Annotated in this window: 9 protein-coding genes; 6 read left to right on the forward strand and 3 right to left on the reverse strand. The window is 69.9% G+C overall.

Annotation, left to right across the window (positions count from 1 at the left end; all coding sequences use genetic code 11):
• Positions 1 to 39 precede the first annotated feature (39 nt).
• Genes IB242_RS16680 through IB242_RS16690 form a run of 3 tightly spaced genes read left to right on the forward strand, consistent with a single transcriptional unit; the run spans position 40 to position 2115 of the window.
• Positions 40 to 699 carry a serine/threonine protein kinase gene (locus IB242_RS16680; protein ID WP_192282093.1) on the forward strand — a complete coding sequence of 220 codons (660 nt, stop codon included), beginning with the start codon at positions 40 to 42 and terminating at the stop codon, positions 697 to 699.
• 55 nt (positions 700 to 754) lie between these two features.
• On the forward strand, positions 755 to 1300 hold the full coding sequence (locus IB242_RS16685; protein ID WP_192282250.1) for a DUF2867 domain-containing protein: 546 nt from the start codon (positions 755 to 757) through the stop codon (positions 1298 to 1300).
• Positions 1297 to 2115 (forward strand): NAD(P)-dependent oxidoreductase, encoded by an 819-nt coding sequence (locus IB242_RS16690; RefSeq protein WP_192282096.1) that lies wholly within the window; start codon positions 1297 to 1299, stop codon positions 2113 to 2115. Before IB242_RS16685 ends, IB242_RS16690 begins: the two co-directional genes overlap by 4 nt.
• A 377-nt stretch (positions 2116 to 2492) precedes the next feature.
• Here IB242_RS16690 and rrtA read toward each other — a convergent pair whose 3' ends face one another.
• The 3 genes from rrtA to IB242_RS16705 form a co-directional block, all read right to left on the reverse strand.
• Positions 2493 to 3089, reverse strand: coding sequence for a rhombosortase (gene rrtA / locus IB242_RS16695; protein ID WP_225540740.1), 597 nt, complete (start codon positions 3087 to 3089; stop codon positions 2493 to 2495).
• The gene (gene rhlP / locus IB242_RS16700) at positions 3026 to 3907 is read right to left on the reverse strand and encodes a rhombotarget lipoprotein (protein ID WP_192282101.1); all 882 of its coding nucleotides are present in this window, start codon (positions 3905 to 3907) and stop codon (positions 3026 to 3028) included. Before rhlP ends, rrtA begins: the two co-directional genes overlap by 64 nt.
• A 237-nt stretch (positions 3908 to 4144) precedes the next feature.
• Positions 4145 to 5272 carry an aminotransferase class I/II-fold pyridoxal phosphate-dependent enzyme gene (locus tag IB242_RS16705; protein WP_192282104.1) on the reverse strand — a complete coding sequence of 376 codons (1128 nt, stop codon included), beginning with the start codon at positions 5270 to 5272 and terminating at the stop codon, positions 4145 to 4147.
• A 345-nt stretch (positions 5273 to 5617) separates the two neighbouring features.
• Between IB242_RS16705 and IB242_RS20860 the strand changes: the two genes are divergently transcribed.
• The 3 genes from IB242_RS20860 to IB242_RS16720 all read left to right on the forward strand — a co-directional run.
• Positions 5618 to 6874 (forward strand): S8/S53 family peptidase, encoded by a 1257-nt coding sequence (locus IB242_RS20860; protein WP_192282107.1) that lies wholly within the window; start codon positions 5618 to 5620, stop codon positions 6872 to 6874.
• A gap of 65 nt (positions 6875 to 6939) precedes the next feature.
• Positions 6940 to 8196, forward strand: a complete 1257-nt coding sequence (locus IB242_RS16715) for a TIGR03032 family protein (protein WP_225540742.1) — start codon at positions 6940 to 6942, stop codon at positions 8194 to 8196.
• Positions 8196 to 11490: fibronectin type III domain-containing protein (locus tag IB242_RS16720; protein WP_225540744.1), on the forward strand; the 3295-nt coding region annotated here is incomplete at its 3' end. The genes IB242_RS16715 and IB242_RS16720, both read left to right, overlap by 1 nt.

The following is an 11490-nucleotide window of genomic DNA, read 5'->3' on the forward strand; positions in this document are numbered from 1 at the left end:
CCCGGTGCCCGGCGCGCGCGACCGGCCTAGAATGGCGCGATGGAGAGCAGCATCGCCGCGACCGACGTGATGAAGTGCGACACGTTCGGGCGCATCGTGCTCGTGCGCGGGGCTGGCGACGCCTTCATCCGGCGCGACCTGTCCGGCGCGCCGTGGTGGTCGAGCCGGCTGGCGGCCTGGCTCGCCGGCCGCGAGGCGCGCGCGCTGCGGCAGCTCGACGGGCGGGCGGACACGCCCCGGCTGCTGGGGTGGAATGGTATCCAGCTGGACCGCAGCTTCATCGCCGGCGCGGCGATGTACCAGCGGCCGCCGCATGGCGACCTGGCCTACTTCCGGGCCGCGCGCCGGCTGCTGCAGCACCTGCACCGGCAGGGTGTGGCCCACAACGACCTGGCCAAGGAAGCCAACTGGCTGGTCCGCGACGATGGTCGCCCGGCGCTGATCGACTTCCAGCTCGCCATACGTGGCGATCCACGCGCGCGCTGGATGCGGCTGCTCGCGCGCGAGGATCTGCGCCACCTGCTCAAGCACAAGCGCCGCTACTGCCCGGCTGCGCTGACCCCGGTGGAGAAGCGTGTGCTGGCGCGCCGCTCCTGGGTCCGGAACCTGTGGTTCGCGACCGGCAAGCCGGTCTACCGGATGGTCACCCGGCGCCTGCTGCGCTGGGAGGACAACGAGGGCCGGGGGCCGCGGCCGTGAACGTCCGTGCGCACGGACATCACGCGGACGCGCATGGAGCACGCCCGTGGCGGTGATGCCGCCGGACAACGCGTTGCAGCAGCGTCTGGCCGGTGCCAGCTTCGTGCACTGCGCGGCGATCGCGCTGCCATCGCGGCCGGCGTCGGCGCTGCAGGTCTACCTGGACATGGCGCGGCTGGCGCCACGCTGGCTGGAGGCGCTGATGGCGCTGCGCAACCTGGGCATGCGTCTGGCCGGAATGAAGCACCTGGGCCGGATCGCGGATGTCGATACGCCGCAGACGGGACGACCCGGCGAGCGGATCGGCATCTTCACCGTGCTGCGCAACGATGCCGACCAGCTGGTGCTCGGCGACAGCGACCGCCATCTGGAGGTGGCCCTGGCGCTGCAGCTGCGGACGACCGCCGCCGGCACATCGCTGCATTGCGCCACCGTGGTCGAGCGGCCCACGCTGTTCGGCCGCCTCTACATGCTGCCGGTCGCGCCCCTGCACCGCTGCATCGTGCCGCTGCTGCTGCGCCGCTACGCGCGCGGCCTGCGGGCGCAGGCGCACCGTCATCACGCGGCCGGCGACGGCCCGACCTCCCGGAGCCCATCATGACGTCGCTTGCTGGCAAGACCCTGTTCATCACCGGCGCCTCGCGCGGCATCGGCCTGGCCATCGCGCAGCGTGCCGCGCGCGACGGCGCCAACGTGGCCATCGCCGCCAAGTCCTCGGTGCCCAATCCGAAACTGCCCGGCACCATCCACAGCGCGGCGGCGGCGGTGAACGACGCCGGTGGACGCGGCTTGGCACTGAAGTGCGACATCCGCGAGGAGGACCAGGTGCGCGCCGCCGTCGCGGCCACGGTGGATGCGTTCGGCGGGATCGACATCCTGGTCAACAACGCCAGCGCGATCTGGCTGCGCGGCACCCTGGACACGCCGATGAAGCGCTTCGACCTGATGCAGCAGGTCAACGCACGTGGCAGCTTCCTGTGCGCCCAGGTCTGCCTGCCGCACCTGCTGCAGGCTGCCAATCCGCACATCCTGACCCTGGCGCCGCCGCCTTCGCTGGATCCGAAATGGTGGGGGCCGCACACCGGCTACACCCTGGCCAAGATGGGCATGAGCTTCGTCACCCTGGGCCTGGCGGCCGAGTTCGGCCCGCAGGGCGTGGCGGTCAACGCGCTGTGGCCGCGGACCCTGATCGGCACCGATGCGCTGAACATGATCCCGGGTGTCAGCGCCGCCAACGGGCGCAGCCCGGCGATCATGGCCGATGCCGCGCATGCGGTGCTGGTGCGCCCGGCGCAGGGCTTTTCCGGCCGTTTCCTGATCGACGACGAGGTGCTTGCCGAGGCCGGCGTCACCGACGTCTCCGGTTACGCGGTCGATCCCTCGCAGCCATTGCTGCCGGACCTGTTCCTGGACTGAGGGCGGCGCCGCGCCACCGCGCGTGGTAATCGGCCTTCCCGAAGAGGGGATGTGAGCACGAGCAGCCTCCTGCAGGTGGCGCCTCCATTCTCGTAGGAGGGGCCACAGCCCCGACCGTGGTCTTTGCGTCGCGACCGATGCATCACCGCGCATGGCGGCTTTCTGTAGGAGGGGCCACAGCCCCCGAGAACGGTCTTTCCGTCTCGACCAGTGCGTCACCGCGCAGGGCGGTTTCCTGTAGGAGGGGCCACAGCCCCGACCGCGGTCTCTGCGTCGCGATCAATGCGTCACCACGCATGGCGGTCGGCCTTCCCGAACAGGGGATGCGAGCACAAGCGGCCTCCTGCGGGTGTCGTCATGCACGCCTGCGGTCTGCATCAGCTGCGTCGTACGCCCAAGCTGCGCAGCCGCTGGGGCCATGCCAGCGCGAGGCCCACCCCGGCGCCGATCAGATGCGCGAGGTGGATCACCGGGAATGCAGACGTTTCCGCCGCTGCAGGGGACAGTTGTTCCCAGGCCAGCTTGGCTGCCAGCAGCGCCAGGCCGGTCCACATCGCGACGCCGCCATGCCGCAGCAGCAGCCACGCGGCGCAGGCGTGCAGCAGACCGGAAAGACCGGCGTACCACTGCAGGCCAGGCGAGAGCAGCAACAGGCTGGCCGACAGCAACGGCATCATCCACAGGCTGGAGACCAGCAGCGGCCCCAGCTGCCGCATGCGTGCGGCGATGTGCATCAGGACTGCCAGTGCGGTGATGTTGATCGCCGCATGCAGGGCATCCAGATGCAGCAGATGTCCGCTCCACAGCCGCCACAGCTGGCCGTCGAGCACGCCGTCACGCTCCAGCAGCAGCGCGTCGGCCACGGCCGGCCAGTGCAGGCCGGCCGCGCTGATCGCGACCGCGGCGAGGATCAGCCCCGCCTGCGTGCCAGCAGCAATAGGCCCAGCGCTGCCAGCAGTGCGCCCAGTTCCCATGCCTGCATGCTCCCGCCGCCGCCGCGGCCCTTCCAGCTGCCGCCCGACTGGCGGTCGACCAGCTTGACCTGGCCCTCGGTGCGCACGCGTTCGCTGAAGCTGGTGATCGCGCCATCCAGATTGGTGGTCATGTCCGCCATCGCCGCCTGGAAGCTGGCGCGGCTGAGCGCGTCGCGCGCTTCGTTGGCGCGGATCGCGGTGGAGTCGGCATCGCGCTGGTCCTGGCCCGGTGCGCGCAGCAGCAGCGTGCGCGAACCGACGTCGAACACGGTGGTCTCGACGAAGGTGCTGACCTGGTTGCGCGTGGCCGGCACGGTGTAGGCGCCGATGATGGTCCAATACAGGAACGAGGCCGCGGTGTCGCCGGTGTTGGCGACCTGGTCGTAGGAGACCAGGGCGACGATGTCGAAGCCCTGCAGGCGCGCGACCTGTTCCAGGTTCTCGAAGCCGCCGCGCGGGCGCAGGTAGCTGTCGGGCACGATCTCGATCCGCTCGATGAACGGCTGCGCCTTGAACGTGTCGCGCACCTTCTCCAGCAGTTGCAGGCGGTCGGCGGTGGTCAGGCCCGCGGGCGTGCGCGACGACGGCACGAACATCAGCCCGACGCGCGCCGGCAGGCGGACCTCGGGCACGCCTTCCTGCGCGGCTTCGAACTTCGTGCCGGGCGGATACAGGTAGTCGACCACGCTGCTCGACACGCCCGAGCGGCTGCCGCCGCCGCTGAAGAACGAGGTACAACCAGCGATGGCCACGGTGACCAGGGCGATGGCGAACACGCGCGCGAGGCGACGCGCGGTGGAGGAGTGGCGCTTGTCCATGCGGTGCTTTCTCTTCGTGGTGTCGTCGGGCGACACGGCGCGCGGACTATAGCCCAGGCGGCGCGTGCCGGCCTCGATGCCGGGATGGATGCGTGACCGCGTTCGCGGGTGCCGATGCAGCGCGGATGCGAGCGCAGCGGCGTGGCGCCGCCCGCGTTGGTCCTGCCTGCGCCGTGGTGTCGTGAGACCGCCGCGGCGCCGGTCCGGATCCGCGCCGGGGCGGATCCGGATGCAGGCTCAACCCTCGGCCAGCGCCTGTTCCAGGTCGTCGATCAGGTCCTGTACGTGCTCCAGCCCGACCGACAGGCGTAGCAGGCCCTTGGGCGTGGTCGAGGCCGGGCCTTCGATCGAAGCGCGATGCTCGACCAGCGATTCGGTCGAGCCCAGCGAGGTCGCATTGGTGAACAGGCGCAGGCGACCGGCGACGGCCAGCGCCGCCTCGGCACCGCCGGCGACCTCGAACGAGAGCATGCCGCCGAAGCCACGCATCTGCGCCGCGGCGATCGCGTGCTGCGGGTGGCTCTCCAGGCCGGGAAAGTGCACCTTCTCCACCCGTGCCTGCGATTCCAGGAAGGTCGCCACCAGCTGCGCGTTGCGGCAGTGCCAGGCCATCCGCGCCGGCAGCGTACGCACGCCGCGCATGATCATCCACGCCGCGAACGGCGAGGCGGTGGCGCCGGCCAGCAGCCGCAGCTGGTGACAGGCGGCCGCGTGTTCGCCGTCTTCGCGGAAGGCGAGCACGCCACCCATCACGTCGCCGTGGCCGCCCAGGTACTTGGTGGCCGAATGCAGCACGATGTCGGCACCGCGCGCCAGCGGCAGCTGCAGCACCGGCGGCGCGAAGGTGCCGTCGACCAGCAGCTGCGCGCCGGCGTCGTGCGCGATCGCGGCCAGTGCGGTGATGTCGCAGACCTTGAGCAGCGGGTTGGACGGCGTTTCCGCCCACAGCAGCCGCGTCTCCGGGCGCAGTGCGGCGCGCACGGCGGCCAGGTCGGTGAAGTCCACCAGCGTGCAGCTCAACCCCCAGCGCGGGAACTGCTGCATCGCCAGCGCCCGGAACGAGAAATAGCTGTCGTCGCACAGCAGCACATGGCTGCCGGCCGGCAGCGCCTGCAGCGCGGTCGCGCCGGCGGCCATGCCGGTCGGGAACAGCAGCGCCCGCGCGGCGCCGTCCAGCGCCGCCAGCACCTGCTCGGTCTCGTGCTGGGTCGGGTTGTCGTAGCGCTGGTACAGATAGCCCTGCGGCAGCTGCCCGTCTGGCGTGTGCTCGAAGGTGGTGGCCAGCTGGATCGGCGGCGACAGCGCACCACTGGTCGGGTCGGGTGCGCTGCCGGCGCGGGCGGCGAGGGTTTCGATGCGGGACATGGGAGGCGTAGGGGTATTCGGAAACGCGTCCGATTCTACGCCGGGCCTGAGCCCCGGACGCTGCGGCTGCGTAAGGAGGGAATGGCTTCGTCGCCTGCCATCGGTTCCTGTCCTGGCGGACGCCGACATCGCGTGCAGCCGGTCATCATGCGTGCGTCCGGCGGACAGGCTAGACTTCCCGCCGCCGGGACGGGCAGGGGACATGCCTGACCCGGCGTGAGGGGACGCCGGTGGTTTTTCCGGTTTGCATGATGAGGCGGCAACGCCGCTTCCAGCATCCGGTCAATCAGGGGAGTGTGCGAGCGTGGAATCCGTTGCTTCGGCCATGGCCGGAACCGGCTGGTCGTGCGTGACTACCGTGGCGTCGCCCAGCGCATGAGCCGCGTCGGCGATGCCATGGCCCGGTCTGCGGTGCGTGGAGGGCTGTCCGTCTGCCTGCTGCTGTGCGGTGGCAGTCCGCCGCTGGATGCGGCGCCGGCGGCAGGGACGGAACTGGCGTTCACCAATCTCGGGCGCGTCGTCCACCTGGTTCGACAGGAGAACGGAGACGCGCTGGTGGACAACGGGACGACGATCCCGGTACGCATGGCGGACCGGCTGCTGGTCCGCAGCTTGCCGACGGTGGATGCCGGTGCCCTGCAGCAGGCAGTGGCGGGCGGCGCCAGCGCCCGCCAGCTGGCCCGCCTGAGCGATTCCACGCTCTGGATGCTGACCCTGGACAAGACCGGGCCTGCTGCGGCGATGCATGAGCTCGAACGACAGCCCGGCGTGCTGCATGTCCAGCCGGATCTACTGCAGCTCCGGCAGCCGGCGGGCGCGCCGGGCGAGCCTGATGGGAGCGGCAGCGCCGTGCCCCGAATGGCGACTTCGTCCGACGACAGGCCGCAGAGGGCGGCGCGGGTCGCGGTGATCGACGATGGTTTCGACCTCACGCATCCGGCCCTCGCCGGTGTCGATCTTCTGCTGCAATACGACGCGGACCGACACGTCGCCGATGCGACCCCTGCCGTCGGGATCGACCGGCACGGCACCCAGGTCGCTGGGCTGATCTTCGCCGATGCCGATGCCGGCCATCCCGGCGGGCTGGCGCCGGGCGCCGGGCTGATCGCGATCCGCCAGGTGTCGACCTGGACCTCCGACATGGTGCTGGCGTTCTCCGTCGCGCGGATGATGCGGGCCGACATCGTCAATGCCAGCTGGACGCTGGCCTGGCTGCCCGAGCCGGTCTACGCCCTGCTGTCCGACTGGCAGCGCGATGCGCAGCCTCCGTACCTGGTGGTTGCCGCGGGCAACGCACATGGCGACGCCTGCCGCCTCAATGCGCTTGCAGCCGTTCCCGGCGCCTGGCTGGTGGGCGCACGCGGGCCGGACGGGCGCACGCTGCGATATTCGAACCACGGCCCCTGCGTCGATCTGCATGCGCCTGCCCGCTTTACCAGCACCCTGCCCGGACAGGCCTATGGCAGCTTTACCGGTACCTCCGCCGCGGCCGCTCATGTAAGTGCGGTACTGGCACGCGAGGTCGGGCGCGGCGCGCGGCCGGATCTGCGGGCGGTCCAGGCACTTGTGCGGGCGGAGACGTCGTCGGAGGCAGCGCCCTGATGGCGACCTCAGGCAAACCACCCTCCGTGGCAGAAGAAACGGCCCGCGCGGCCGATACCGGCTCCATGGAAATGGATTTCAGCGCCGAGCACTCGTCCAACCTGCCTGTTCTGCTGGAGCGGCTGGATATCGCGCTGGCCTTCACCTCCTACCAGGCCGGCCGGCTGATGCTGGTACGCAGCGCTGGCGGCCAGCTGGACGTCAACTACAAGAGTTTCCCGCGGCCGATGGGGCTGACGGTGACGCGTGACAGCCTCACCCTGGGCATCTTCACCCAGGTACTGAAGTTCCAGCGCGAGGACGGCCTGCTGGCGCAGATCAAGCAGCCGCTGCCGCCGATCGAGCAGGACATCACCGCACCCCGGATCCGGCCGAAGGAGGCGGCGGGCGACGCGCCAGCCGATGCCGACGCTGCCGCGCCACCTGTCGACGATAGACTCGATGACGTCCAGCGTGCACGGCTGGAGGCGGAGCGCGCGCGCTGGGAAGCCTTCGAGCGCGCGCAGATGGCGCCGGTGGATGCACGGGTCGATGCCTGCTTCATCAGCCGCAGTGCGCACTACACCGGGATGATCAACATCCACGACATCGACTGGGGCGATGAAGGGCTGTGGGCGGTCAACTCCAGCTTCTCCTGCCTGTGCACGCTCAGTCCGGATGCCAGCTTCGTCCCGCGCTGGAAGCCGCACTTCATTTCCGAACTGGTGCCCGAGGACCGCTGTCATCTCAACGGGATGACCCTGCGCGACGGCCGGCCGGCCTACGTGACCACGTTCTCGACCGCCGACCAGGCCGGCATGTGGCGCAGGGGCGAGCGCTTCGACGGCACCCTGATGGATGTGCAGCGCAACGCGATCCTGTTGCGCGGTCTGGCGATGCCGCATTCGCCGCGCTGGTATCGCGGCCATGTCTATTACTGCAATTCCGGTGAAGGCCAGCTCTGCCGCTTCGACCCGGCCAGCGGCCGCAACGAGGTGCTGGCCGAGCTGCCCGGGTTCACCCGCGGCATGGATTTCCATGGCCCGCTGCTGTTCGTCGGCCTGTCCAAGGTGCGGCGCAGCGACGTGACCGCCACTGCACCGCTGGCCGACAGGCACGGCGACACGTTCTCCGGCATCTGGGTGTTCAACCTGGACACCCTGCAGGTGGCGGCCACGCTCAGCTTCACCGGCAACGTCGACCAGATCTACGACGTGGCCGTACTGCCGGGCTGCCACTTTCCCGAACTGATCGAACCGTCGCATCCGCGGATGCGCAACCACTTCAGCTTCCCGCCACTGGCAGCCCCTGCTGGTGACCTCATTTCCGCCAGGTCCACCTGATGAACAGCCTCCTGAAAAAGACCACCCTCAAGGCGCTGCTGCCTGCGCTGCTGCTGGCCCAGCCGGGCTTCGCCTCGGTGCGCAGCAGTTCGGTCTCGCGCGGCCGCAGCGCACGGGCGGTGGTGGCGGTCAAGCCGGTGGACGCGCCCGCGGCGGACACGACGCAGACGGTGCCGCGTCCGGTCCAGGCCAATCCCTTCGCCGCGTTCGGTCCGGCGCGCACCAAGGAGGAGCCCCAGCAATCCGGGCCGGCGGCCGATGCACTGGCATTCCTCGCCGGACAGGGGCTGCTGTCGCCGGCAGGTGCGAGCAGGGCCGGGGAGTCGGGCGAGAATTTCGAGGGCAGGAAGGAATTCGCGGCGTTTCCGGGGGGCAGCGGCCTGGTCACTTGCGCCAATCCTGCACGTCCGGCGTCCTATGTCACTTTCACTTGGGATATGGGCGGCGGAAACTGGTGCTACGTCTGGAATGGATTGAGCCAGGTTCTAGGCAAAGCCGGCAACAGCTTCGCTGTCTGCCAGGCCAAGTACGACGTTTGCATGGGTGCTTCCAACAACGCGCCGGTGAACAACGTTGCGCCGGGCATCAGCGGGACGGCCGCCACGGGCAATGCGCTTTCAGCCACCTCGGGTACCTGGAGCGATCCCGACGGCGACCCGCTGACCTACAGCTACCAGTGGTACCGGGCTGACAATGCGGGCGGGGCCAATCGCGCCTTGATCGCGGGCGCCACCGGCGCCAGCTATACGCTGACGACCAGCGATGCGCACAAGTTCGTCCAGGTGGTGGTCACGGCCAGCGACGGCAACGGCGGCACCCAGTCCGCCACCTCGGCATATACCCAGATCATGAACTCGGCACCGGTCAACAGCACCGCGCCCAGCATCAGCGGCACCGCCACCGTGGGCAATGCGTTTTCCACCAGCAATGGCACCTGGAACGACCCGGACGGCGACGGACGTACCTATTCCTACCAGTGGTACCGGGCCGATGACGCCGGCGGCACCAACCTGGCGGCGATCGCAGGTGCCAGCAGCGCGAACTACACACTGACCACCAGCGACGCCCACAAGTACCTGCGGGTGACGGTGACGGCCAACGACGGCCAGGGCGGCACCTCGAGTGCAAGTTCCGCATTCAGGGAGGTACTCAACTCGGCGCCGGTCAACAGCGTCGCGCCGAGCATCAGCGGCACCGCCAGCGTGGGCAACGCGCTGTCCACCACCAATGGCACCTGGAGCGACCCGGACGGCGACGGACGGACCTACTCGTACCAGTGGTATCGGGCGGACGACGCGGTCGGCACCAACCCGGAGGCGATCGCCGGTGCCACGAGCGTCAGCTATGTGTTGACCAGCAGCGACGCCCACAAGTACCTGCGGGTTGTGGTGACCGCCAACGACGGGCATGGCGGTACGCAGACTGCAGGATCGGGCTACATGCAGGTTCTGTCCGCTCCGGCGGCACCGACCATCGGCGCCGCCACGGCCGGCGACGGCCTCGTATCGGTGGCGTTCACCGCGCCGGTCAACAACGGCGGCTCGGCGATCACCGGCTACACGGTGACCTCCAACCCGGGGGGCATTACCGCCGGCGGCAACGGCTTCACCACCTCGCCGATCACCGTGACCGGGCTGACCAACGGCACGGCCTATACCTTCACCGTGACCGCGACCAATGCGGTCGGCACCAGCACCGCATCGGGGGCTTCGGGCAGCGCCACGCCCAAGGGCAACCAGACCATCACCTTCACCAACCCCGGCACACAGAACTTCGGCACCAGCCCGACCTTGGCTGCGACGTCAACCTCGGGACTGGCGGTGACCTTCAGTTCGTCCACCACGGGCGTGTGCACGATCACTTCCGGCGGGGAACTGACCTTCGCCACTGCCGGCACCTGTTCCGTCGACGCCGACCAGGCCGGCAACAGCGCGACCAACGCGGCTCCCACGGTCTCCCAGACGTTCAGCGTCAATGCCATCGTGCCGGGTGCGCCGACCATCGGCACGGCCGTGGCCGGCGACAGCCAGGCGGATGTGAGCTTCACCGCGCCGGCGTCCAACGGCGGAGCGGCGATCATCGGGTATACGGCGACCGCCAATCCGGGCGGGTTCACCGGCACAGGTGCCGGCTCGCCGATCACGGTGACCGGGCTGACCAACGGGGTGTCGTACACCTTCACCGTGACCGCCACCAACAGTGCAGGTATCGGTGGACCCTCGGGCGTGTCCAACAGCATCACGCCGGCCTCGCCGCAGATCATCACTTTCGCCAATCCGGGGGCGCAGAGCTACGGCACCGCACCGGACCTGTCGATCCTGGGCGGTGGCGCCTCGTCCACCTCCGGCCTGACGGTGGCGTTCACCTCTTCGACCACCGCCGTGTGCACGGTCACCCCCGGCGGCATCCTGACCTTCGTCACGGCCGGCACCTGCACCATCAATGCCAATCAGGCCGGTAACAGCGCCTACCTGCCGGCGCCCCAGGTCCCCCGCTCTTTCACGGTCACCCCGATCGTGCCCGACGCGCCGACCATCGGCACGGCCACCGCTGACGACGGGCAGGCCAGCGTGGCGTTCACTGCGCCGGTCGACACCGGTGGCACCACCATCACCGGTTACACGGTGACCGTCAGCCCGGCCGATGTGGCGCCGGTCAATGGCGCGTCCTCGCCGATCGTGGTGACCGGCCTGACCAACGGCCAGACCTATACGTTCACCGTCACCGCCGACAACGTCGCTGGCACCGGCCCGGCCTCGTCGGCCTCCAACCCGGTCACGCCCGCAGCCACGCAGACGATCACGTTCGTCAATCCCGGTGCGCAGAACTTCGGCACCACCCCGACCCTGACCGCGACCTCCGACTCCGGCCTGACCCCGACGTTCACCTCGTCCACGACCGGCGTGTGCACGGTCACCTCCGGCGGCGTGCTGACCTTCGTCACCGCCGGCACCTGCACCATCAATGCAGACCAGCCCGGCAACGGCAGCTACCTGGCGGCAAGCCAGGTCAGCCGCAGCTTCACCGTCAACGCGGTGCTGCCGGGCGCACCGGTCATCGGCACGGCCACGGTGATCGGCGCCGGCCAGGTCGCGGTGTCGTTCACCGCGCCATCCAACACGGGTGGTGAGGCGATCACGTCCTATACCGTCACCTCCAGTCCGGGTGGACTGAGCGGTACCGGCAGCGCATCGCCGATCACCGTCAGCGGCCTGGCGCCGGGGACCAGCTACACCTTCACCGTGACCGCGACCAACAGCGCCGGCACCGGCGCGCCCTCGGCCGTCTCCAACC

It is taken from the genome of Xanthomonas sp. XNM01, assembly GCF_014851915.1.
Taxonomy (GTDB): Bacteria; Pseudomonadota; Gammaproteobacteria; order Xanthomonadales; family Xanthomonadaceae; genus Pseudoxanthomonas.